Origin of the sequence: Lachnoclostridium sp. An181 (assembly GCF_002160325.1) — a bacterium.
Taxonomy (GTDB): domain Bacteria; phylum Bacillota; class Clostridia; order Lachnospirales; family Lachnospiraceae; genus An181.
The window spans coordinates 194,278-220,239 of sequence record NZ_NFKJ01000004.1 but is presented as its reverse complement, the minus strand read 5'-3'; the positions used below and the strand labels follow the sequence as shown (position 1 = coordinate 220,239).

The window sequence follows — 25,962 nt, the reverse complement described above, 5'->3', positions numbered from 1 at the left end:
TTCCTAACTTACGCCTTTTTTGAAAAATACGTCGTAGGTCTATTAAGGTTACCCTTTTGTATGAAAATCTTTTTAAAATAACTCTTGACTATTTACCAAATTGCTTTTCCTATAGTCATCTGATTTTTTATTTATATATTTTTTAGTTTATATGCTTTTATTTTACTAATCAATAAATTTCAACAAATTTTCAACACAAAAAACGGTGCCCCATTTCTGGGGCACCGTCTTGATTTCATCAAACTTTCCCTTCTATTCTTCCGGAACTACGATCAGATCCTTTGTAAAGTGGTTGAGTACTTCGCATCCATCCTCTGTGATCAGTACAAGGTCCTCGATACGAACACCGATTCCTTCGTCCATCAGATAGATACCAGGTTCTATGGAGAATACCTGTCCAACCTGGATGATATCTTCATTTACAGAAGACACATCCCCGTATTCATGGTCTTCCATACCAATGGAATGTCCTGTTCTGTGAGTGAAGTATTCGCCATATCCTTTTTCTGTGATGTAGTTTCTGCACGCCAGGTCAACATCGCACATTCTGTTTCCTGGTTTTGCAGCCTCGATACCGCGTCTTTGCGCTTCTTTTACTACCTCATAGACTTCTCTTGCCTTGTCGGAAACTTCTCCGATGAAAACGGTTCTTGTCATATCAGAACAGTAGTCATTTAAGATTCCTCCGATATCGATCACAACGCTGTCTCCGCGTTTTCCTTTTGTGTCGTCTGTTGCATGATGCGGGTCAGCACCGGATTTCCCGTATGCTGTAATCGGATCAAAAGAAACTCCTGAATGTCCGGACTCTGCATACAGAGCGCGCACTTTCGCATCCAGCTCTTTTTCTGTATATCCTTTTACAACAAGAGGGATCACTTGTTCCATCACCTTATCATTTGCAAGGGATGCTTCCCTCATCAGCTGCTGCTCATGCTCATCTTTTACCATTCTTACATAGTCTACGATAAGGGAGCCGTTGCGGAACTCACTTCCTGCTTTTAACTCCTGCAGTCTTAACAAAAATCTTGCCGGCCAAGTTTTGTCAATTCCGATCGGTTTGTCTTTTTCTACAAATCTGCTCAAAATTTCAACCGCATCTTCCACGTCATCATACCAAACAAGCTCCACTCCCAAATCTTTTTCCTGAGGGAACAATTTGTTGATCACCAGTTTGTGGTCGCCATTTACATTCAGATACAGTGCAAGCAGTCTCTCGCCCGGATGAATCCATTTTCCTGTCAGATAGTAAATTGCAGGAGGGTCGGAAATAATCATCTGAGGCATTCCCTGCTCTTTCATTTTTTCTAAAATTCTACTTACTTTTGTCTGATCCATTTGCTCTTCTCCTATCTCGCATCTGATTTTTGTGCGGTTATCACACTATGTTCATTATAGTTTTTTAACGCGAAAAAGTCAATGTCAGGACTGTTTAATGGCAGTCAATTCCTCTTCCTTTTCCGACTCCATGCCATCCTCCAAAACCTTCCCTTTTTTCTTTCCAAAAAATACAGCTGAAACCGCTGATACAAACGGAACAGTAAGTATCACTCCAAGAGAGCCGGAAATTCCCTTCATGATCTCAATTCCTATCGAATACATATTCAATGTCTGATGAATGGAATATGAATACGCATAGATAATGATCATTGTGTTCAGGGAACCGCCTACAAAAGCAAGGATCAATGTATTGGACATTGTCCCGATCATATCCCGTCCAATATTCATACCCGATCGGAAGAGTGCTCTTGCACCAATCCCAGGGGAGGTCTGCGCAATCTCATTAAGTGAAGTGGCCACAGACATGGCAGTGTCAATCACAGCCCCAAGTGAGGCTATGATAATCCCGGAGAACAAAAGTCCTCCTACGTCGATATTGGTGTGCTGTCCAATGTAATGAAGCGTCTCGATTTCTTCTGTATTAAATCCATTGATGTGGGCCACATTTCCAAAGATCATGGCAACCACACCTGCAATCACTACCCCGCAGACCGTACCTGCGATAGAACAGAATGCTTTTGCTGTCAACCCTCCGATCATAAGCATGGACACGCTGGTGATCAATACTCCAGCCAGCACTGCTGCAAGAAACGGAGATACCCCAAGGTAGAGCATCGGAAGGTACATCATGATAATGACCGCAACCGTAAAAACAAGAGAGATGACAGAGTTGATCCCCTTTTTCCCTCCTACGATCCACATCACTGCAAGGAATACAATGACAAGAACCGCAATTTCGCTCTCTCTGTCGTAGTTGTACACAGAGGCAAAGATTTCCCCATCGTTTTCTCCGGTCTGTACAATGACCTTCTCACCCTCTTTACAGTAAGCACCGTAAAGATATCCGTTCATGCTGTCGCCTTCCACAACTTCACCTTTAAATGTTCCGGATGTAATGCGCAACGTAACTTTCTGGCTTCCGGAATACATTTCATCCCCCTGGGTTGTCTCCTCATTAACTTCCAGCACAGTTGCCTTTGCAAACTCGGTCCCGTCATCCGAGATCAGCGGAGTTACCTTAACAGACTTGAAAAAGATCACGACCATGGCAAGAATTGCAGCCACGATCAGATATTTCACAATTGTTTCTTTATATACTCTTTTCAATCTCTTTCCCTTTTTATACCTATTCATTTCTTATTTTCTTTTCTTAGCAAGTGCTGCCACTGCTGCCGCCATTACTGTGAGTATGCCTGCGGTCGGCATCATCATGTCCGCGTCATCTCCTGTTTTTACAGATTTCTTTGCTGTGTCTGCATTGTTGGCTGTATTTGCTGTGTCCCCTGCATTTGCCTGCTGCACCTGATCGCCATCCGCTTTCTGAGTTTCGCTCTTGTCTTCTGTTCCAGATGTTTCCGCTTTTACCACCAAAGCCTCCATCTGATTCTGAAGTTTTGTCTGTGCCGTCTGCACTTCTTCTGCTGTTGCCTGTTCGTTTTCAAGAACAGCTTTTGCTTCTGACAAAGCTGTGCGCATTACAGCAAAACCTTCTGCCTCATAATGTTCTTCGCTCAGCGCCTCTGCCTCCAAGACCAATGTTTCCAACGCACCTTTATCTGGTTTCAGCATCATATTTGCCATTGCACTAAGCAGTTCTTTCCACGCCTGATCCACTTCCGTCTGCATAGCATCTCCATTGGCTTTCACCGATTCTGCCTTGGTAAGTGCAGCTGTAAATGCTGCCTTTCCACTGTCAAGATATGCATCCATATTTTCATTCATTTCTCTTGCCATTACCAGGACTTTTTCCAGATCTGTCTTGTCCCCCTGCTTAAATTCCAGATACTGCATTGCACTGATCAGGTTCTGCCATGCAGCATCTACATCCGCCTGTGTAATCTTTGGATCCTGGTTCTGTACAGCTTTCAGAACATTTTGTGCGTTTTCCAGAGCAGAATCAAAAGCTGCTTTTACAGATTCGATCACACCTTCTGTGTCAGCTGTGCCCGCAAGTTCAATCGCATACTCCAAAACCGCGGTGGAAATATCTGTTTTTTCCGTCTCCAGCGCCGCCATTGCCTGGATAAGATCATTTTTTGCAGCTGTCATTTCTTCTGTGCGGACAACAACCACATTCTCTTTTGCAGCAAGTTCGGTTCTGTTGTTTCCTTCAATAAAGTTTTTGTCCTGATAAACAGTCTTGTCAAGCAGTGTGGAGTATCCTGGTTTCAGACGATTTGCTCCATTGTCTTTGTCCTCACTGTTTGCCACAGAACCATATCCTTTGATCGGGTCATTTTCTGTTCCGTAATTGTCGGCAATAAGCGCCTCTGCCGGATCCTCCGGTGTAATCAATGCCTTCATATCATCCTGATACTCGGAATAAAGTGTCTGCAGTTTTTCATGCGCTTTTGTGAACTTTTCCACCAGATCCTGGGAGTGGCCTTCTGTATTCACTGCCTCTGCTTTTTGCATAACCTGCTCTACTGTATCGTCTGATTTTGTAATGGTAAACTCTTCCGCATATTCTTCTCCATTGTAGTCGTATGTGCTGATCGTCATGGAATCATCTGTAAAGTCCATAATGGAATATGCCGGCAAAGTGTCGTTTGCACGGTCCGCAATGTAGTATGGTGTGTAGTTGAGCAGTTTATAATATTTGGAACCTGAACCAGAACCTGTCGTGATGTAAAGTGTTCCGTCAGGATTCACCACTCCGCCGTTTTCTTCCGTATTATAATCAATGACTGTTCCGTCTTTGATCTGATAGCTTCTGGAATATGTATGGTCATGTCCTGTAATACATACATCAATATCAAATTCATCCATCAGCGGCGCAAGGATGATACGGTTTGCAGTTGCATCTGTGTCCGCATGCGGCTCTCCGGAACCATAAATGTCACTGTGGAAAATGACAATTTTCCATTTTGCATCCGGATGGCTGTTTACTGCATCCTGCATCAGTTCCCTGTGTTCTCCCTGATTTCTGTTATTGCTGTTTAAACTAATGTAGAGTACATCCCCATAAGAGAAATAGTATCCGCCTCCTGCTGCTGTTGCTCCCAGATTTTTTTCACTGTTTGGATTGTTAAAATGCATCGTATAATCATCTACATCTTTATCATGATTTCCAACTGTTGTTGCCACAGGAAGACTGCGAAATGCTGATGGATACAGATAGCCTGCATATTCGCTCTCTCTTTCTTTTTTCGCACTGTCAGATGTGCCGGACTGATTGATCTGATCTCCTGCTGAGAGAAGGAATGCTGCATCCTTATCCTTGTCCATAGCATTTTTCATAGTAAGATCCCAGTTATAAGTATCCATATCCCGGTTTCCGGATGCCCCGATCTGCGGGTCGCCTGTCACGATAACAGAATAGTTTTCTTTGTCTGCCACGCGGTAATCCTCAACCTTTGACCACTGTGTGTCATCCCCGGTGTAATTGTCTGTGTATTGGTAATGGTAAAGCGTGTTTGCTTTAAAATAATCCTTCACCTCTACGTGGTTGGCTACAGTGTAGACATTTCCTCCCAAATTGGAACGCTCGTTGCCAAAATCATCCCTTGCTTCTCCGGTCACACATTTTGCTGCCGTTTCTTTCCCGTCTTCCCATACTTTGACTGCAGGAACTCCTTTTGTCTGTGCATACCAGGCAAAGTTCAGATCATCTTCCTGTTCACCAGGAGTAAGCGCTGCCTTTCCTGAATCCTTTGCTTCTCTATCCGTCCAGACATTGTTCAGCCAGTCTTTATATGTTTGTGTTCCTACTGTGTTTTGCTGAAATTCCTTTACTTTTTCACTCAGCTGTGCACTGTCTGTGATCTCCACACCTTTTGCTGCAAATACATTAAAAGACGATACACCAAGCGCTGCCACTGACACCACTGCAGTTGTTGTTCTTTTGAATTTTTTCCACTTTCTGTTCTGATTCATTGTTTTCCCTCTCTGATTTTGTTTGTTCATTGCTTACGCTGTGATTATAAGGGAATTTTGTTAAATCTAAAGGTTGTCCATGTAAGGTTTATGAAAAATTTTCCAGGAACGCCTTTACAGACAAAAAAGTGCGGTTCCTGCGAACCACACCTTTTTGTCCCCACTACCTATTTTCTTTTTCTCTTTTCCAAAGCCATTGCCATCGCTGCCATTGCTGCAAGCATCACTGCTACCGCTATCATCGCATTCATACTGTCTGCAGTTTTTGCAGATTTAACAGTATTATTCTTACCAGTCTGTTTATTGTTGTCTGCTTTGTTTTGCTGATCTGCTTGTTCTGCATTGCCTTTTGCTGTACCCGTGCTCTGGACACCGCCCTTTCCGTCTGCTTTTACAGCCAGTCTGTCCATTGCCTGTTTTAAGCTTGTTTCTGCTGCAGATACTTCCTCTTTTGTCGCCTGATCATTTTCCAGCACTGCTTTTGCCTCTGCGAGAGCTGTACGCATCTGTGCAAAACCTTCTGCCTCATAGGAATCTTTGCTCAGACCTTCTGCTTCTGCAACCAGATCTTTGAGTGCATCTTTGTCCGGTTTGCGCATAAGACCTGCCATAGCATCCATCAGATCTTTCCAGGACTTGTCTACTTCATCCTGGAATGCATCCTGATCTGCATAAACAGCCTCTGCTGCTGCAAGTGCATTTTTAAATGCATCTTTTCCTTCATCCAGGTAGGAATCCAGATCACTTTCCATTGTCTTTGCAAGTTCAATGACTTTTCCAAGATCTGTCTTGTCCCCTTGTTTGAACTCCAGGTACTGCATTGCTTTGATCAGATCCTTCCATGCCTGATCCACAACTTCCTGTGTAATTTCCGGATCATTTGCCTTGGCGCCTGCAAGAACTGTTTCTGCATTTGCAAGGGCTTTGTCAAAGTTTTCTTTTACAGAACCGATCACTCCGTCTGTGTTTGCTGTTTTTGCAAGTTCGATCGCATATTCCAAAACTGCTGTGGAAATCTCTGACGGTTCTTCCGGCTCTTCCGGATTTTCTTTGTATGCATCAAATGCTGCGTTCAATGTCTCACAAGCTGCTGTGATAAGATCCTGTGTTGCTGTTGCATTTTCCAGTGTTCTGGATGCTGCATAAGCCTGTTCTACCAGCGCTTTTGCCTCTGCCTTGTCACTGTCTGCAAGCTTGTCTTCTTCTATCACTGCATTTACCTCTCCAAGAAGTGATACAAGCTGGCTCTTATCTACATTCTCATAAACTTCCATTTCACGCACTGCATAATAATCTGCATTTCTGCGGATTCCCTGCATTTTTACATAGCGCGCGTTGACCGGTTCGCTAAATGTGATCGTGCTGACCGCCTTTGTATTTCCCTGTTCTCCTCCGACAGTCTGCCACTGCGTCCCATCCACGGATATCTGAATCTCATAATCCGCTGCCATGCGGTTTCCTTCCCAGTTGAGCACTACTTTGCTCACTGCTCTTTCCTCTCCAAGATCCACCATCAGATAATCTTTATCATTATTGGAGCTTATCCAGTAGGAATTCGGATCTGTGGAAGTGATGTCTGCCTTGGAATCTGTCTTGTCTCCGTCTGTCGCCTTCCATGATGGATGTCGTTTGAGAAGACCGCTGTTGAGATCCGGTGTGTTTCCGAAACGCTCTGCATATGCGTTGCGGTTCAGCGCCACATTGACCTCTGTAACTTTGGAAGTATCCGCGCGGAGCATATGCGGCATAAGCGCTTTATTGTATGCTTTGATGTTTCCGATATATCCGTGGTAGTTCTTTCCGATCGTCTCCATAGGGAATACAAATGTGGAGAAGTATTCGTCTTCCTGTCCGGTATCAGAAGAATACAGCATTTTTACAAGTTCACCATTCACATACAGTTTGGTGTTCTGCATAGTTCCCACGATCGTGATGTTCACGCTTTCATCTTTCGGTATTGTGTATCCGAAGGACTGATGATAAAAACTCCGGTTGAGCGACAAGCTTCCATTGAATCCTTCTGCAAGCAGCTGTCCGTCATATCCGGAGAACAGAAGGGAATCTTTTGTATTTCCTTCCCCTGCTTTTATATCAAAGGATATGGTGTATGGATAAGCGAGTGTCTGAAGAGGAGTCGTCATCACTGTATCGCCATCAAATGCGATCATTGTCTGTCCGTCTACTTCTGTCAGTTCCCCGTTTTCTACCTGTGCATCATAACCATTTCCACTGCCATCTTTTACTGTTATGGTTCCATCTGCCTCTTCTGCCTGGCTCATGTCATAATCTGCAACCACATCTGTTGTGCTTTCGATGTTCATTGCGATCTGTGTTCCAGGTCCTTCCTGCAGTCTGTCAAATTTCTGCTGATATTCAATATAAGTGTCATCTTCAGCTGTTCCGCCCCAGGATTTCTCTGCTACCATTGCAACAGAGCGAAGAGCCCGTTCATGTGTATCTGCCTCTGTCATTCCTTCGCGGAATTCATCTCCCCAGATACTTGCTTTTGCACCTAACAGAAGCGGTTCGCCTTTGTCTGCACGAATGTTTCCGTTAAATATGGTAGGATCCCAGTTTTTGAATAACCACTCTTCTCCGATCATATCTTTGTGATCCCTTCCAGGTGTTGTGTAAAGATACGGCTGTGGGAAGTTGACAACGCGGAATCCCTCTTTCATACGTGCAAGCGGGTCATCCTCATAAGTTGCCCACTCATCCAGAATGATGTTCTCCGGAGAAATTTCTGTGTTTCCAGGAAAACCTTTCAGAGATCCCCACATACGGGTTGTCTTTCCGTATTTCTGCATCAATTCATCCAGGAATACTATATAGCTGCGGAATGCTTCCGGATTGCTCTTATCCCAGTATTCGTCTACACCGATATTGACCGTGTCTCCTCTGAATACCGGATCGTCTCCTCCAAGGTAATCCTCATACAGTGTTTCCATGAATTTTCTGGCTGTGATTGCTTTCTGCTTTTCTTCCGGATCAGAAGAATTGATATCCAGGGCAAGCATCTGCGGATCGTCCCCTGACTGAATCTCACCAAGCCAGGAAATATTGTCCGGATTTTCTTTTGCATACCGAATATATGCATTGGAATGGGACGGTGTATCGATTTCCGGAATCAATTCGATTCCTCCTGCATTTGCCAGTTCTTCCAAATGTTTGTAGTCTTCTTTTGTGTAGACAGGATCCGCGTATTCTTCATTGAAGTATTCAAATTTTTCACCCTGATATACCCTGTTTTCGGTCAGGCTCGGGAATGCATCGCTTTCCAGTCTGTGCATGCCATTCCATGTATCCCAGTTGGTCGGAAGTCCTTCCGGACTATACTCAAAGTCGTCATTTAAATGCAGCTGGAATTCATTCATCTTGTACCAAGTAAGAATCTTTGTGTAATCTTCCAGATACTGAAGACGATGCGGAATTCTTCCAACATCAAACATCATGGAACGGATCTGATAGTCCGGATAGTCGCGGATTACACCATTTGGAATATTGTCGTTTCCTTCATCCTGCCACAGAATCTGTTCTGCCGTGATGGTGCCGTAAAGAGCTCCTGTGTAAGTGCTGCTGTAGATGCGCACTCCGCCTTCGTCAACAGTCATAAAGTAACCTTCTTCTCCGGTTTCATACACATCTTCTGCCTGTGATTCGATATAGATATCCCCTGCTCCCGCCATATCTGCAGTTCCTTCCAGGATTTCCGGTTTCACATCTGCAAATTCATCCAGATCTGTCTGCATATTTTTGGCAACAGCCTCCAAATCTACATTTGCAGTATCCTGGATAATGATTCTGGAATCTTCAGTCAATGTGAATGTTCCTTCATATCCATACCACTCCTGCAGAGTCGGAATTACATCCGGCTTTTCATTTGGCCGTTCGACACCCGGGTACAAATCCGGATAGAGCCCATTCTTTGACGGCACCGTTACTGTGAAGTTCTTTCTCGCCTTGTCTGTCTCATCCTGCGTATTTTTTACTTCCACAATAATGGAGAATGTCTTGTTTCCAATATTTCTGGAAGTGATCGTTCCATCATTGGAAACAATGTGTTCTTTCTCGCTTCCGATAACAGCGATTTCATATCCTTCCGGCACTTCCGGCAAAGGAATCTTCGTATCTTCTGCTGACAGAGCAGGAAGTTGTGTGATATCCGCCATAATCCCTGATGCAAAGTCCAGCTGTTCTGTCACCTTGACATCATCAATCAGAAATGTGCCTGCACCCTGGCTCTTGTCAAATCCAAAATAACCTGCGGATACCAGCGGAGTTCCTGTCATCTCTTCCTGGAATACCAGCTGATCATTCACCCAGAGTGTAACATTTTTTCCGAGGAATTTTACCTTGATATGAGCAGCCTGTCCTTGTTCCAGAGCCGGACCATTGTGAAGACTGCCCCATTTATTGGAGCCGTTCCAGTATTCCCAGAACCACTTATTGCTGCTGTTTTCACATCCGATGTACAGTTTATGGTTTTCATCCGTAGCTCTCATGATAAGTCCAAACCGTTTTCCTGCCTGCTGCGGAATAACAGTTGCCTCAAAAGTTCCGTCTGCCACCATATGAGGAATAGTCTTGTCCACAACTCCTGTTCTGTTTGTATTGTAAGACAGTTTCATGGCTCCGTTTTCTGCAGTGATGTTTGCTCCGTTTCCGTAGAGTGCAGAAAATGCGCTCACATCTCCGTCATTGAAATCACGGGAATAAGCAAGAGTTTCTTCTGGCTCTTCCGGTACAAATGGCTGCGTGCCATTGATCTCGATTTCACGTACAGAGACACCGGTTCCTCCGGCTCTTACATTAATCTTTTCAAAGTAAAATCTAACGTAACGTTTCAGTTCTGTCACATCGTTAAATGTATCCACCGGGCTGTCCGGCAGAGAACCGCTTTCTCTTTCAATCGTTTTCACAGTCTCCCACTGTGTATCTGCTGTATTATTATCTGCTGTCTGGATCTGATATTTCGTCGGCCATACTTTGAGATGGAAATACAGGTTTATGTTTTCCACTACAGTTCTGTCCGCTTTCAGATCGATCGTCAGCCACTGTGGTGTCTGCTCTGTCTCTTCTGTTGCACCATTTGGTTTCATTCTCTCGCTGGACCAGCGGGATGTGTCAGAATCATGGATTCCGTCCACCACAAGCCGTCCTTCATTCTGCGGCATAGCTGCCTCAATGCTTGACACCTGTACATCTTTTCCAAGTGCAAGATTGCCGCTCACAAGCTGAGTTCCGTTGATTTCAATCTCACGGACAGAAACTCCGGTTCCCCCTGCATTGACATTTACTTTGTCAAAATAGAAACGTACATAACGTTTCAGAGTTTTAACATCGGAAATCTCTTCCACGTATTCATCTTCCACAGATCCTCCTGTGCGTTCAAATTCTTTGACAGTTTCCCAGTCTGTATCTGCTGTGTTTGTATCTGCTGTCTGGATCTGATATTTGGATGCCCATACTTTCTTATAGAAGTAAATACTCATGCTGTCCACCTGGGTCTCTTCAGCCTGCAGATCGATCACCAGCCATTGCGGTTTCTGCCCATCAGCATCTGTTGCCCCATTTTCTTTCATTCTCTCACTTGACCACCTGGATGTGTCACTTTCCTTATCACCATCCACGACAAGCGATGGTAAATTTTGCGGCATTTCCTCCTCCACGCTGGATGCCTGTACTTTTTTCCCAAGCGCCACATTGGAAGATGGGAACTCATTTGCCTCTGCTTTCTTTGCCGGAATGATAATACTGCTCAAAACCAGTGTGAACACAAGTAGAAGGCTTATCCATCTTTTTCTTTTCATATGTTTCCTCACTTTCTTGATAAGTTTCTATTAGTTTCATTTGCTTTTTTTGCGCCCTCCTCACACGCCTTATATTAGCAAAAATACACAAGTTATATTGCCATTTTAACATATATTTCCACATTTTAACATTCTTTTTTTGCTTTAGCCCAATAATAAGAGCCGCGCCCGGCAAAGGTCTCCCCTGCCGGGCGCGGCTCTTATTGTATGTCTCTATTCTTCTGTCTCTTGGGAAATCTCTTCCTCAGACTCTTTCAGCTCTTCTTTATCTTCCTCGCTCTCGCCTTCTTGCACAATTTCACACTCATCTGCAACGGCAATCTCTTCCTCAGCATCATCAATGTCAAATTCTTCTTCAAGCTCCTCCATTTCCGGTTCGCCTGTATCCAATTTTACATCGCGGTATTTTCTCATTCCTGTACCTGCCGGAATCAATTTACCAATGATAACGTTTTCTTTCAAACCAATCAATGGGTCAACTTTTCCTTTGATCGCAGCTTCAGTGAGAACTTTTGTTGTCTCCTGGAAGGATGCAGCGGAAAGGAAGGAATTTGTAGCCAAGGATGCCTTGGTAATACCAAGCATTACCTGTTCACCTGTGGCAGGCTCTTTGCCTTCCTCGATGAGCTGTTTATTTACATCTTCAAATTCCAGAGTATCTACCATAGTTCCCGGAAGGAAATTGGAATCTCCATTTTCCTCGATGCGGATCTTCTTGAGCATCTGACGAACAATGACTTCGATATGTTTGTCATTGATCTCCACACCCTGAAGACGATATACACGCTGTACTTCCTGAATCATATAATCCTGTGCTGCACGAAGTCCTTTGATCTTGAGGAGATCGTGAGGATTGATGCTACCTTCTGTCAGCTCATCTCCGGCTTCCAGATATGCACCGTCCTGAATCTTGATCCTGGAACCATATGGAATCAAGTACGCTTTTGATTCACCAGTCTCTTCATTTGTCACAATAATCTCACGCTTTTTCTTTGTATCATTGATCGTAGCAGTACCTGCAAATTCTGTGATGATGGCAAGTCCTTTTGGCTTTCTTGCCTCAAAAAGCTCCTCGACACGAGGAAGACCCTGTGTGATATCATCTCCGGCAACACCACCGGTATGGAATGTACGCATGGTCAGCTGTGTACCCGGCTCACCGATGGACTGAGCTGCAATGATTCCGACTGCCTCGCCGACCTGAACCGGTTCACCTGTCGCCATGTTCGCACCGTAACATTTCGCACAGATACCAATATGGGACTTACAGGTCAAAATGGTACGGATCTTCACTTTTGTGATCGGATTACCATTCTCATCCACACCATCCTTTACAATTCTATCCGCACGTTTCGGAGTGATCATATGATTTGCTTTTACAATGACCTCCCCATCTTTATCGCAGATCGTATGGCAGGAATAACGTCCTGTGATGCGGTCTTTTAAGCTCTCAATCTCTTCGTTTCCATCCATAAATGCTTTTACATACATTCCAGGAATTTCTTCGCCTTTTTCCACACAATCTACTTCACGGATGATGAGATCCTGAGAAACGTCTACAAGACGTCTTGTCAGGTATCCGGAATCGGCTGTACGAAGCGCTGTATCGGAAAGACCTTTACGAGCACCGTGCGCGGACATGAAGTATTCCAATACATCAAGTCCTTCACGGAAGTTGGATTTGATCGGCAACTCGATGGTTCTACCTGTTGTATCAGCCATCAAACCACGCATACCTGCAAGCTGTTTGATCTGTTTATCAGAACCACGGGCACCGGAGTCAGCCATCATAAAGATGTTGTTGTACTTATCCAGTCCGGTAAGAAGAGCCTCAGTAAGCTCATCATCGGTAGCCTTCCATGTCTCCACAACTTCTTTGTAACGCTCTTCTTCCGTGATAAGACCACGTTTGAAGTTCTTTGTGATCCTATCCACAGTATCCTGTGCTTTCTGGATCAATTCCGGTTTCTGCGGCGGCACAGTCATATCGGAAATGGATACGGTCATAGCCGCTCTTGTGGAATATTTGTATCCGATTGCTTTTACATTATCCAAAACCTCTGCTGTTGCAGATGCTCCATGTGTGTTGATTACTTTTTCCAAAATCTGTTTTAACTGTTTTTTACCTACAAGGAAATCAATCTCCGGAAGAAGTTCATTTCCTTCCACAGTTCTGTCCACATATCCCAAATCCTGAGGAATGATCTCATTGAACAAAAGACGTCCCAGAGTAGATTCCACTGTGCCTGTGAGCACTTTTTCATCTGACATGGTCTTTGTCATACGCACCTTGATCTGGGAGTGCAGTGTGATGACCTCGTTTTCATAGGCGAGGATTGCCTCGTTTAAGCTCTTGAAGAATTTACCTTCTCCCTTTACTCCAGGTCTTGCCTGTGTCAGGTAGTAGATTCCAAGTACCATATCCTGAGAAGGAACTGCCACAGGACCACCATCTGAAGGTTTCAGAAGGTTATTTGGGGAAAGAAGAAGGAAACGGCACTCTGCCTGCGCTTCCACGGAAAGCGGAAGATGCACAGCCATCTGGTCACCGTCAAAGTCCGCGTTGAACGCTGTACATACGAGCGGATGAAGCTTGATTGCTTTACCTTCTACAAGAATCGGCTCAAACGCCTGGATTCCAAGTCTGTGCAATGTGGGAGCACGGTTCAACATAACCGGATGCTCTTTGATAACATCTTCCAGCACATCCCAAACTTCAGGCTGAAGCCTTTCGACCATTTTCTTTGCATTTTTAATATTGTGAGCCGTACCGTTTGCCACAAGTTCTTTCATAACAAATGGTTTGAACAGCTCAATTGCCATCTCTTTCGGAAGACCGCACTGATAAATCTTAAGCTCCGGACCTACAACGATAACGGAACGTCCGGAATAGTCAACACGTTTACCAAGCAGATTCTGACGGAAACGCCCGGACTTACCTTTTAACATATCAGACAGAGATTTCAGAGCTCTGTTTCCAGGTCCCGTCACCGGACGGCCGCGGCGGCCATTGTCGATGAGAGCATCCACAGCTTCCTGCAGCATACGTTTCTCGTTGCGCACAATGATATCCGGCGCTCCAAGCTCTAAAAGTCTTCTCAAACGGTTGTTTCTGTTGATGATCCTTCTGTACAGATCATTTAAGTCGGATGTTGCAAAACGTCCTCCATCCAGCTGTACCATAGGGCGCAAATCCGGTGGAATGACCGGAATCACACTCATGATCATCCACTCAGGTTTGTTACCGGATTCACGGAACGCCTCCACGACTTCCAGACGTTTCACAATCCTTGCACGTTTCTGGCCCGTGGCTCCTTCCAGACCGCTCTGCAATTCCTCATATTCTTTGTCAAGGTCAATGTTCTGCAAAAGTTCCTGAATGGCCTCAGCTCCCATTCCTACGCGGAAGGAGCTGCCCCAGTTCTCCCTTGCCTCCTGGTATTCCTGTTCGGAAAGCACCTGTTTGTACTGCAAGCCTGATTCCCCTTTATCAAGCACGATATAGGATGCAAAATACAGTACCTTTTCCAGTGTCCTTGGTGAAATATCCAGGATCAGTCCCATACGGCTTGGAATTCCCTTGAAATACCAAATATGGGATACCGGAGCTGCAAGGGCGATATGACCCATGCGCTCACGGCGTACACTTGCTTTTGTGACTTCAACACCACAGCGGTCGCAGACAACCCCTTTGTAGCGGATTTTCTTGTACTTTCCGCAGTGGCATTCCCAGTCTTTGCTAGGCCCGAAGATTCTCTCGCAGAAAAGGCCATCGCGTTCTGGTTTTAAAGTTCTATAGTTAATCGTCTCAGGCTTTGTAACTTCGCCTCTTGACCACTCTAAAATTTTCTCAGGTGATGCCAATCCAATTTTAATCGCATCAAACGTCATTGGCTGGTATCCTTCATTATTTGTTGCTGGCATTCTGGCACTCCCTTCTATTCTTCATCAAGAATTCCGTCGTAATCATCTTCGGCATTCACAAAATCGTCTTCATTGAAATCTTCTTCCACATCAACCAGTTCTTCTCCCTCGAATTCCTGCTGGCTGAATCCGTGTTCCCCGTAAGACTCTTTTTCATTATTTTTGTAACGTTCACCCTCGATGATAGAATGCAAATCTGTTTCCCCGTAATCAACCGTTTCCATAATCTCCACTTCGGTATTATCGTCTTTCAATACTCTGACGTCCAATCCAAGAGACTGAAGTTCTTTCAACAGTACCTTGAATGACTCCGGAATACCCGGCTCAGGAATATTGTCTCCCTTGATGATCGCTTCATAAGTCTTCACACGTCCTACCACGTCGTCAGACTTCACTGTCAGGATTTCCTGAAGAGTATAAGATGCGCCGTATGCTTCCAGCGCCCAAACCTCCATTTCTCCGAAACGCTGCCCGCCAAACTGAGCTTTACCGCCCAGCGGCTGCTGCGTAACAAGTGAGTATGGTCCTGTGGAACGTGCATGGATCTTATCGTCTACCAAATGGTGCAGTTTCAGATAATGCATGTGTCCGATCGTAACCGGTCCGTCGAAATATTCTCCGGTCCGGCCATCTCTTAAGCGGACCTTTCCGTCTCTGGAAAGCGGAACGCCCTTCCACAATTTTCTGTGATCTCTGTTTTCATAGAGGTAATCCAGAACTTCCGGCAGTAACTCTTCACCGTGTTTTTCTTTGAATTCGTCCCACTCCAGATTTACATAATCATTTGCAAGGTCCAAAGTGTCCATAATATCGTTCTCATCCGCACCATCGAATACTGGTGTGGAAATGTTGAAACCAAGCGCTTTTGCCGCAAGGCTTAAGTGGATCTCAAGCACCTGCCCAATGTTCATACGGGAAGGCACGCCAAGCGGATTCAGAACGATGTCGAGCGGACGTCCGTTTGGCAGGAACGGCATATCCTCCACTGGAAGTACACGGGAAACAACACCCTTGTTACCGTGACGTCCGGCCATCTTATCACCGACAGAGATCTTTCTCTTCTGTGCAATGTAGATGCGCACTGCCTGATTCACACCAGGTGAAAGCTCATCGCCGTTTTCTCTTGTGAATACTTTTGCATCCACAACAATTCCGTATTCACCGTGAGGCACTTTTAAGGAAGTATCCCTTACTTCTCTTGCTTTTTCTCCAAAGATCGCGCGCAGAAGTCTTTCTTCCGCAGTAAGCTCTGTCTCTCCCTTTGGAGTTACTTTTCCGACAAGGATATCTCCGGCGCGAACCTCTGCACCGATTCGGATGATACCTCGCTCATCCAGATCTTTGAGCGCATCATCGCCCACTCCCGGAATATCGCGTGTGATCTCTTCCGGTCCAAGCTTTGTATCGCGGGCCTCTGCTTCGTATTCTTCTATATGAACGGATGTGTAAACATCATCCTGTACAAGTCTTTCACTTAAGAGGACAGCATCCTCGTAGTTGTATCCTTCCCATGTCATAAATCCGATCAATGGGTTCTTTCCCAGAGCCATCTCGCCGTTCGCTGTGGATGGACCGTCTGCAATCACGTCACCTTTTTCCACTCTGTCACCCTTGGACACGATCGGTCTTTGATTGTAACAGTTACTCTGGTTACTTCTTAAGAATTTTGTCAGTTTGTATGTCTTCTTCTGTCCATTGTCCTGTCTGATAATGATCTCTTTGGATGCAGCGCGTTCTACCACACCGCCCTCTTCTGCAACCACACACACACCTGAGTCAACAGCAGCCTTTGTCTCCATACCTGTTCCGACAACCGGAGCTTCCGTTGTCAGAAGCGGCACTGCCTGACGCTGCATGTTGGATCCCATGAGCGCACGGTTCGCATCATCGTTTTCAAGGAAAGGAATGAGCGCCGTAGCCACAGAGAATACCATCTTCGGAGATACGTCCATGTAATCAAACATACTTCTTTCGTACTCCTGTGTCTCCTCTCTGTAACGACCGGATACATTTTTACGGATAAAGTGTCCTTCCGCATCCAAAGGCTCATTCGCCTGTGCTACATGGTAGTTGTCTTCTTCATCCGCTGTCATGTATACAACTTCATCTGTGACACGCGGATTTTTCGGATCACTCTTATCGATCTTACGGTATGGAGCCTCCACGAATCCATATTCGTTGATCCTTGCATAAGTTGCAAGTGAGTTGATAAGACCGATGTTCGGACCTTCAGGTGTCTCGATCGGACACATTCTTCCGTAGTGGGAATAATGAACGTCACGGACTTCGAATCCTGCACGGTCACGGGAAAGACCTCCCGGTCCAAGTGCGGAGAGACGTCTTTTGTGTGTCAGCTCACCAAGCGGGTTGTTCTGATCCATGAACTGGGACAGCTGGGAAGAACCAAAGAACTCTTTCACTGCCGCAGTGACCGGTTTGATATTGATCAGAGACTGAGGAGAAATTCCCTCCAGATCCTGTGTTGTCATCCTCTCGCGCACAACTCTTTCCAATCTGGAAAGTCCGATTCTGTACTGGTTCTGGAGCAGCTCGCCCACTGCACGGATACGTCTGTTTCCGAGGTGATCGATATCATCGTCTGTTCCAAGACCATACTCTAAATGGATGTTGTAATTAATGGATGCAAGAATGTCTTCCTTTGTGATATGTTTCGGAACAAGCTCATGCATATTTTTGCGGATGGCATCTTTGAGTTCCTCCACATCCCCGGAAGTTTCTTCCAGAATATTTGCCAGTACAGGATAGTATACTAATTCTGTAACTCCAGCTTCTTCCGGCTCGATTCCGCAGACTTCTTTCAGGTCAACGGCCAGGTTGGAGAGCACCTTGATCGGGCGCTCCTCGCCCTCCACTTTCATCCAAACATATGGAATCGCTGCATTCTGGATCGCATCGGCAATCTCTTTTGTCACCTTTGTATCAGCCTCTGCGATCACTTCCCCTGTCAGAGGGCTGACTGCAGGTTCTGCCAGCACATGCCCTGCAATACGATTGCGCAGCAATAATTTTTTATTGAATTTGTAGCGTCCTACTTTTGCGAGGTCGTATCTTCTTGCATCAAAAAACATGCTCGTGATCAGGCTTTCTGCACTGTCCACTGCAAGCGGCTCGCCCGGACGGATCTTTTTGTATAATTCAAGCAGACCTTCCTGATAGCTTTCTGCGGTGTCCTTGGAAAAACTTGCCAAAATTTTTGGCTCCTCGCCGAACATCTCAAGAATCTCAGCGTTTGTTCCGATACCAAGGGCACGGATCAATACCGTGATCGGCACCTTTCTCGTTCTGTCTACACGTACATAGAAAACGTCATTGGAGTCTGTTTCATATTCAAGCCATGCGCCACGGTTTGGGATCACTGTACAGGAATACAGTTTCTTTCCGATCTTATCATGACCGATGGCATAATAAATTCCCGGGGAACGCACCAGCTGGCTTACGATGACACGTTCTGCACCATTGATCACAAAGGTGCCGGTCGCTGTCATGAGCGGCAGGTCTCCCATAAAAATTTCATGTTCATTGATCTCGTCTGTCTCTTTGTTGTGAAGTCTTACTCTGACTTTCAAAGGCGCAGCATATGTGGCATCGCGCTCTTTACATTCTTCGATCGTGTACTTCACATCATCTTCGCATAATGTAAAATCTACGAATTCCAGACTCAACTGTCCGCTGTAATCAGCAATCGGGGAAATATCGTCGAAAACTTCATTTAATCCTTCATTCAGAAACCACTGATAGGAATCTTTCTGGACTTCGATTAAGTTTGGCATTTCGAGCACTTCTTTTTGCCTGGAATAGCTCATACGTAAACTTTTCCCATTTGTGATAGGACGAATTCTGTTTTTCTCCATATTGACGTTTCACTCCTTCGTTTTATTCATGACAACAGAAAAGCCGCAAAGCGTTCTCTCCATTGTTTGTATCAAGAAAATCTTGCTTTTTCTTTTCAAGAAACATAAGGAAAAGGGCATCTGCCACAGTTCCTCTGCTGTATCATGGCACACCTTGCCACAATAGTGCATTTTTTACTATAGCACAATGCCCTTTTTGTTGTCAAGCTTGTTTTTACTTCTTTTCCGGCACTTCCTGCAAATACGGGATCGATGCTGCCGCGCCTTTTTTTGACACAGCGACCGATGCTGCTTTTGCTGCCATAAAAAGCGCCTGCGCCTCATCCTGGCCGTTTATAATAGAAGAAAGAAAATATCCGGTAAATGTATCCCCCGCCGCTGTCGTATCAACTGCCTTTGTCAAAACCGAACTCTGTCGGATGCGCTTGTTTTTATCCTGATATATACTTCCGGATTCCCCAAGGGTCAATACCACGCCTGCATCCGGATACATGTTTCTGATTGAATCCAGTATCATCTCCGGATCCTTTTCTCCCGTCATCTGCTCTCCTTCAATTTCATTGATAAAAAACAAAGAAACTTTTGCCATATCAAAATCAGCAATACTTTTCCCAAACGGAGACGGATTTAACACAATTTTCATTCTCTTCTCATATGCCCTATCGATCAGATAGCCGGTCAGATTGATCTCATTTTGCAGCACGATCATGTCTCCCTGGCCAAAATGCTCCAGCACCTCCTCCGCAAATTCCCGGGTCATCTCCTGGTTCGCCCCGCCATATAGGAGAATACAGTTTTCTCCACTCTCATCTACCTGTATCACCGTATGTCCGCTTTGGCCGCGCGTTTGACGAATATAGGAGACATCCACTCCATTGTCCTTGCACATCTTAAGGAGCATTTCACCTTCTCTCCCTATCATGCCTGCGTGGAACACCGAAATGCCTGCCCTTGCAAGGGCAATGGACTGATTGAGCCCCTTCCCTCCACAGAATATCTCTACGCTTTTCGCCGCAAGCGTCTCTCCTGCCTGTACCATGTGCTCCACCTTGTACACATAGTCCAAGTTCAAGGAGCCAAAATTCAATACCTTCATCTTTCTTCTCACCAAACCTTTTGTAGGGAAATGACGAATCGCAAAAGAGGCGCTGCCCTCCAACTGTATTTCAGTTGTTTCGCAACGCCTCTCTTTCGTACACAATATTCGCGACAATTATTTAAGAGTAACCTGAGCTCCTTCAGCTTCAAGTTTTGCTTTAAGTTCTTCAGCCTCTGCTTTAGAAACGCCTTCTTTAACAACCTTAGGTGCTCCGTCAACAAGGTCTTTTGCTTCTTTAAGTCCAAGTCCTGTGATCTCACGAACAACTTTGATAACTTTAACTTTGGATGCTCCAGCTGCTGTAAGTTCTACGTCGAACTCATCTTTTTCTTCAGCTGCTGCTGCGCCTTCTCCGCCTGCTGCTGCAACTACAACACCTGCTGCTGCAGATACACCAAATTCTTCTTCACATGCTTTTACTAATTCATTTAATTCCAATACGGATAACTCTTTGATAGCTTCGATAAATTCAGCTGTTGTTAATTTTGCCATTTTATTTACCTCCATAGATCATTTTCTTTTTTGTTTCTTAAAACATTTTTATGCACATTGTGCTTTGTCAAACAAAAGATTACTCAGCGTCTGCTGCTGCCTCTTCTGCCGGAGCTTCTTCTTTCTCTGCTGGCTGGCAGTTCTCAGCTCCTCCCTGCTCTGCGATCTGATTAAGAACACGGGCAAGATTTGTAATAGGTGACTGAATGCTTCCAAGCAATTTGGAGAGCAGTTCTTCTCTTGACGGAACTTTGGACAATTCTTTCAGTCCTGCCACATCGTAAACAGTTCCCTCAACAACACCTGCTTTCAGCTCTAATGCTTCTGCTTTTGCGCCAAATTTGCAAAGGATTCTTGCCGGAGCTGTAGCGTCATCTTTAGAAATTGCAAGAGCGCTTGGTCCTTCCAGGAATTCATCCAGACCTGCAAATTCTGTTCCTTCAAAAGCTCTTCTCATCATTGTGTTTTTACAAACTTTGTAGATAACGCCAGCTTCTCTTAACTGTTTACGAAGTTCCGTATCCTGCGCAACAGTCAATCCGCGGTAGTCAACTAACACTACGCTCGCTGCATCTTTGATGTCATCTGCAATTGCCTGTACGATTGGTTGTTTTAATTCAACTTTTGCCACGAATGGTGCACCTCCTTATAGATTTTGATTGTGTACCGCCGTCTTTGAAGTAAGATAAAAAATCCTCCTGCCACTTGACAGAAGGATTCAAATTCATCATGATTTCGAATTTCATCTCCTCGGCAGGCGTTTTGATCCTTATGCTTTCCAGCACCTGCTGTCTTCGGCAGCGTTCTGGTATAATGTAGCACAGGAAGACGGGTGGTGTCAAGGAGATTTTCAAGTTTTTACTTTGGATTTAAAAATGTATGTTCAGTTTCCCTTCATACAGGTTGACTGCTATTTCTTCGGACATCGCATACTGTTCCATGTTGTCATTCGCAAAATCATAGACTGTAACTTCCTTCTTTTCTTCGTCTACGATCCAGTATTCTTTCACCCCGGCAGAACGATATTTAAAAAGTTTTACATAATAATCCATACGCTTGCTCGCAGGAGACACAATTTCCGCAATCCAATCCGGGGCCCCCATACACCCTTTCTTTGAAATCTTACGTTCATCACAGATCACGCAAAGATCGGGCTCTACATATGTTGTATCAGTTTCATTCAAAAAGACAGCAAACGGCGCCGGAAAAACTTCGCATTTCCCCTCATTACTTTCTAAAAAACTTTTTATCTGATATAACATATCCGCCACAATTCTCTGATGATTGGTACTAGGAGGAGCCATCATATAAAGCTTTCCGTCAACCAGCTCCGCTCTCTCTCCCTCCGGCAGATCATAGATATCCTGGATCGTGTATTCTTTTTCCAGCGGTAATGCCATAGCTATCAACTCCTTCTCATGCACAAAATAATCGTTTCCTGTTAGTTCTAATATACCATTTAGACTTATTTTTCACTACAGTTTTTTATTTTTCCCAAATGTTTTTCGCGTTTTTTTCGATTTCCGGGAAGTTATATATTTGACTGCATCTTACTACCTCTTTTATGACGCACACAGGAAGATTATCTCTATGCTTTTCCAAAAGTTCTTCTATTTCGGACTTTAATCCATGATTGATCCAGGTTTTCTCAAATACACCTTCGTTTGCCATAAAGATCAATTCCCCGACAGCCTGCATAGAGGTCTTTGCCAGGACACTTAATGAATCTCTTTTTGTTCTATCAGTGAATATATTTTTTACTGCAGTTACAGTTTCTCTTGGCTCGCCTTTGGAAACAAATTCCAGCTGTCTCTCCAAGCAAACGCAGGTATGCAGCAAATACGTCACCTGAACAACGCTTAGTCTGCTGTTCCTTTCATTCAAAAGATACTTACACAAAGTACCCAATATCATCCTTGCCGCCACCGTCTTATCAAGTTTTGCTAACAAAAAACCAACCTCAAAGCTCCAATCCCAAAACTGTTCATCCGGTTCCTTTTCCTGTCTTGCCATAGCACCAATCATAATAGAAATTGCAGACACACCAAGGTTTTCCCTTATAACTATTCTTTGCTTTTTCTCCTCCATATCGTCTACTGCTCTTAACATCTCTCTGGAAATCCCAAGTAATCTCATACACTCTTTGAAAGGCCAAAAGTCCTCCGTCATATATATATACTTCGCTAAATCCTGAAACACATTTGTTATTTCCTTTTCGTTTCCTCTTTCTATTTTTTTCGTTCCAATTTTCAAGATGCACTCTGCAATTTGAAATTTCTCTCCCACTCTGCTGTGATGGAGCATCCATAGGATTTCTTCCAAAAGATCTGATATTTTATCCAGATTTACCCACACATTCTCTTCTCTCAAATACTCTTCCAGATTGCCGCTTATCATATAACAGGCAAACAAAATACTTTTGGTATCCTTCTCCTTATCAAAAATCTCTGCCAACTCTTCCAGACACTCCAAAGCCCCGCCAGAACTTTTCCACTTATCTTCCCTCCACATACATGTGCAGATGTACCAGCTGTAAACAGACAAGTGTGATTTTTCTACTTTCTTTTTCATCGTTGTTCGAAACATCCAGTTTCCAAGCACGGTACTGGTAAGGACATCTATCTCTGTTTGCCCTAGAGCCTGACTGACAATATGCATTTTTGAAAGTTTCCCAAGCCAGCTCATCTTTGTTCTCCAGCCAAAGAAATCCACCATGCATGCAGCCTGTACTTCCCTTTCTTTTTCTGAAATAGAAAAAACTCCCGAAAAATCAAACATTTTCTCGTGAAAGGAATACTCCCACATACAGTTTAACCTCCGCACAATTTCCTCTCCGGTTCGGTTTTTGATTGAAAAACAGATTTCTTTTCCATTCAAAAGGCAACAAAGAATCAAAAGATTCGCGCTGTAAATCCCAAGCGACTCCAAAACACCTTCACACTCATAAGGATTTTCCTTTTCTTTTATCATTTCTCCCAGCATATACACCAGATTTCCATCTATAATCTTTGGCATTTCTTGTCCCAGAATTTCATCCACAACCTCCTGTATTTCTATATCTGAAATTCCTTCGTCTCGCAAAACTCGTCTGCCCCATTCGCTGATCATATCCACAACAACCGGTCTTGTAAAAAGCGGTGCATAGATAAGCGGAGCGTACCACTGCGCAGACAATGTATCTCTCCAACCAATCTCCTCTCCCATCCGTTTCATACAAGCAATCCTTCTCACCGCCTTACACACTGTCTTTACGATAAAATCAGCGACAAGAAATTCCCCAAAAGTATTATGCAAAAACTCATAGGTTGTGTCATTGACCAGTCTCCCTCTGTCCATGTTTACTGCATTCGATTTATGGATAAAGAAAAAACTCCCAAGCAGCGCCTCTCCTTGCGTCAGTCTTGCATCCATCAATTCTGCGTCCCCTTTTTTAGAATCCGGATAATAAAAGGAAAGATCCCTCCCAAGTTCCAGCGCTCCTATATACAGTTTTTTCCGGTTGAACATCCCGATAGCGGCGATCCCAATCTTTCTGACTTCTTCCTCCACCTGGAATTTCCGCTTTTTTTCGTCAAGATCTCGAAAATTTTTCTCTTTCTTCAGTTCCCGGACCACAAATTCTTTGATCAAATTGTCATAGAGTTCTGTTGCACTTAAGATTCTCTGCTTTTTCAGCTTATTTCCATCAAAATCATACAGCGCAAGCATCAGCAAGAGAAGGGGCTGGCCCGCAAGCTTATAGATCTCCTCTTCCTCCGGCAAAGAAAATGGCTCCATTTCCTTTTTCGCAAAATTTACCTGATTTGCCCTGTTCCATATATCACACCACGCCTGGATTCTTTCTTTCTCAAAATCGCATAACCTCAGTACCAGGCTGCCTTTTGGAAAATGTGCCTTATCAATCAATGTAATGCGGCTTGTCATCATACATTTTACCGGCATTCTCTTCATCACCCGTTCGTTTCTCTGGAATTTTGCGATCTCATTCATGTAATTGGCATAGGTTCTGCCGCTTGCCTGCAAAAGCTCATCATAACCGTCAAAAATAATGAGAAACGGCTTCCTTGTCTTGACATTGCAAATATCATCCCACTCGCATCTGCGTCCGGTATCTCTTCGGATCTGCTGCTCAATCTGCCCGATAATGGTATCATCTGCCACTGTGTCCCGAAGTCTTACAATGATCACATGGTATTCGTGGCACAAGATCTGCGCAGCCAGCATATAGCACAACAATGATTTTCCGGCGCCCGGCTGTCCCAGTATCACTACAGGTTTTTCATCCGTACATGGATGTCTTAAAATACTGCTGATGTATTCGCCGATATGCTCCTTTGGCAAAACATTGGTCCAGAATTCAGGTTTCTCTAACTGTCCCTCCCCCTTGTACAACACTGCTTGAAAAGACTGCGGGATAAAAGCTTTTCTTTTTGCCGGAAATACAGGTTCCTCCTCGTTTTCATACTTGATTTCTTCCCGATCGATCACCGGAGCATCCACAAAATCTGAGTACTGTTTCAAAAGGTTATCCATGACTGTTTCCACATGCTCACTCTTCCTGTTCTCTTCCAGGTCAAGCATTGTTCTTTTTATTCCTTCAAACCCAACATCCAGCTTTTCTTCCAGTTTTTTATGGCGTTCCCTCCCTGCCCAGACAGCAAAATCTTCAAAACAGCATTCCAACTCATAGTACTGTTTTTCATAACTCTCCATCGCTCTTTCTGGCAGGTTTCTAAGCACGGCCATAGCCTTATCTTTTATTTCCTCTTCCAGTTTATCCCAAACCGCCAGTTTTTCATAAAATCTTCCAAATTCTATGGTCAGTCTCTCATAAAACTCCTTTAATCCTTCCAAAAATTCCCGAAAACCGGCAGTCGGCTCCGGAAAATAGATTTCGCTATTTAGAAACCATACGCCCTCTTTCTCTTCTGTATGTTGTCCCAAATCTTCCAAATACGTTCGCATTGCCTGTTTTGTGATCACATATTTTTCCTTTGCAGACAACACGACCTGTCCCTCTTCATCCGGCAAAAATTCTTTTGCCGCATCAAAAAACGCAGCATAGATAATGAGCATATGCGCAATCTGCATATTCTCATATCTTGCCGCGTAATCTTTTTCTTTATGTTTAAAACCATCCAGAATGCCAGATACTGCTTTTGTAATGGTTTCTTTTGCTCCGATCAAAGTCTGCCCTGCCCCCAGTTTATCCACAAGCCCGATGATCCCAGCTGTCTCTTTACACATAAAAGCAGGAAAAAACAAAAGCGCTGTGTCAAACAAACCGTCAAAGCACTCTTTGATTTTTCCGCCTCTTCCTTCCACCAGCTTATATATCTCAGAAAATGTAGCCTTTTCCATGATCATTCCCATAACTTCACTCCTCTTT

General features: G+C 44.4%; 11 protein-coding genes and 1 other annotated feature. All 11 genes read right to left on the bottom strand.

Annotated features, from left to right (window positions below; all coding sequences use genetic code 11):
• Positions 1-252: 252 nt before the first annotated feature.
• The 11 genes from B5F18_RS04590 to B5F18_RS04540 all read right to left on the bottom strand — a co-directional run bounded on the left by B5F18_RS04590 (position 253) and on the right by B5F18_RS04540 (position 25,946).
• A complete protein-coding gene (locus tag B5F18_RS04590) occupies positions 253-1,338 on the bottom strand; it encodes a M24 family metallopeptidase (RefSeq protein ID WP_087156492.1) in 1,086 nt (361 codons plus the stop codon).
• A gap of 84 nt (positions 1,339-1,422) precedes the next feature.
• Positions 1,423-2,634 (bottom strand): YibE/F family protein, encoded by a 1,212-nt coding sequence (locus tag B5F18_RS04585; protein WP_087156491.1) that lies wholly within the window; start codon positions 2,632-2,634, stop codon positions 1,423-1,425.
• A 3-nt stretch (positions 2,635-2,637) separates the two neighbouring features.
• Positions 2,638-5,376 carry a metallophosphoesterase gene (locus B5F18_RS04580; protein WP_162607534.1) on the bottom strand — a complete coding sequence of 913 codons (2,739 nt, stop codon included), beginning with the start codon at positions 5,374-5,376 and terminating at the stop codon, positions 2,638-2,640.
• Positions 5,377-5,543: 167 nt separating this feature from the next.
• The gene (locus tag B5F18_RS04575; RefSeq protein WP_087156489.1) at positions 5,544-11,186 is read right to left on the bottom strand and encodes a galactose-binding domain-containing protein; all 5,643 of its coding nucleotides are present in this window, start codon (positions 11,184-11,186) and stop codon (positions 5,544-5,546) included.
• Positions 11,187-11,399: 213 nt separating this feature from the next.
• Complete coding sequence (gene rpoC / locus B5F18_RS04570; RefSeq protein ID WP_087156488.1) at positions 11,400-15,110, bottom strand: DNA-directed RNA polymerase subunit beta'; 3,711 nt, start codon at positions 15,108-15,110, stop codon at positions 11,400-11,402.
• Between the two features lie 14 nt (positions 15,111-15,124).
• Positions 15,125-18,982, bottom strand: a complete 3,858-nt coding sequence (gene rpoB, locus B5F18_RS04565; RefSeq protein ID WP_087156487.1) for a DNA-directed RNA polymerase subunit beta — start codon at positions 18,980-18,982, stop codon at positions 15,125-15,127.
• Positions 18,983-19,196: 214 nt separating this feature from the next.
• Positions 19,197-20,078, bottom strand: coding sequence for a ribokinase (locus B5F18_RS04560; protein ID WP_087156486.1), 882 nt, complete (start codon positions 20,076-20,078; stop codon positions 19,197-19,199).
• 117 nt (positions 20,079-20,195) lie between these two features.
• Positions 20,196-20,573, bottom strand: a complete 378-nt coding sequence (rplL, locus tag B5F18_RS04555; RefSeq protein ID WP_087156485.1) for a 50S ribosomal protein L7/L12 — start codon at positions 20,571-20,573, stop codon at positions 20,196-20,198.
• 79 nt (positions 20,574-20,652) lie between these two features.
• Positions 20,653-21,204: a 50S ribosomal protein L10 gene (rplJ, locus tag B5F18_RS04550; RefSeq protein WP_087156484.1), complete on the bottom strand. Its 552-nt coding sequence runs from the start codon at positions 21,202-21,204 to the stop codon at positions 20,653-20,655.
• Positions 21,205-21,250: 46 nt separating this feature from the next.
• Positions 21,251-21,389: a sequence feature (ribosomal protein L10 leader region), on the bottom strand.
• Positions 21,390-21,442: 53 nt separating this feature from the next.
• Complete coding sequence (locus B5F18_RS04545; protein ID WP_087156483.1) at positions 21,443-21,973, bottom strand: Uma2 family endonuclease; 531 nt, start codon at positions 21,971-21,973, stop codon at positions 21,443-21,445.
• Positions 21,974-22,058: 85 nt separating this feature from the next.
• The gene (locus B5F18_RS04540) at positions 22,059-25,946 is read right to left on the bottom strand and encodes an NACHT domain-containing protein (RefSeq protein ID WP_087156482.1); all 3,888 of its coding nucleotides are present in this window, start codon (positions 25,944-25,946) and stop codon (positions 22,059-22,061) included.
• Positions 25,947-25,962 lie beyond the last annotated feature (16 nt).

What these genes read in the sequence shown, in the direction of transcription:
- B5F18_RS04590 (WP_087156492.1), bottom strand. Translation starts at nt 1,338, where the DNA reads ATGGATCAGACAAAAGTAAGTAGAATTTTAGAAAAAATGAAAGAGCAG.
- B5F18_RS04585 (WP_087156491.1), bottom strand. Translation starts at nt 2,634, where the DNA reads ATGAATAGGTATAAAAAGGGAAAGAGATTGAAAAGAGTATATAAAGAA.
- B5F18_RS04580 (WP_162607534.1), bottom strand. Translation starts at nt 5,376, where the DNA reads ATGAATCAGAACAGAAAGTGGAAAAAATTCAAAAGAACAACAACTGCA.
- B5F18_RS04575 (WP_087156489.1), bottom strand. Translation starts at nt 11,186, where the DNA reads ATGAAAAGAAAAAGATGGATAAGCCTTCTACTTGTGTTCACACTGGTT.
- rpoC (WP_087156488.1), bottom strand. Translation starts at nt 15,110, where the DNA reads ATGCCAGCAACAAATAATGAAGGATACCAGCCAATGACGTTTGATGCG.
- rpoB (WP_087156487.1), bottom strand. Translation starts at nt 18,982, where the DNA reads ATGGAGAAAAACAGAATTCGTCCTATCACAAATGGGAAAAGTTTACGT.
- B5F18_RS04560 (WP_087156486.1), bottom strand. Translation starts at nt 20,078, where the DNA reads ATGAAGGTATTGAATTTTGGCTCCTTGAACTTGGACTATGTGTACAAG.
- rplL (WP_087156485.1), bottom strand. Translation starts at nt 20,573, where the DNA reads ATGGCAAAATTAACAACAGCTGAATTTATCGAAGCTATCAAAGAGTTA.
- B5F18_RS04545 (WP_087156483.1), bottom strand. Translation starts at nt 21,973, where the DNA reads ATGGCATTACCGCTGGAAAAAGAATACACGATCCAGGATATCTATGAT.
- B5F18_RS04540 (WP_087156482.1), bottom strand. Translation starts at nt 25,946, where the DNA reads ATGGGAATGATCATGGAAAAGGCTACATTTTCTGAGATATATAAGCTG.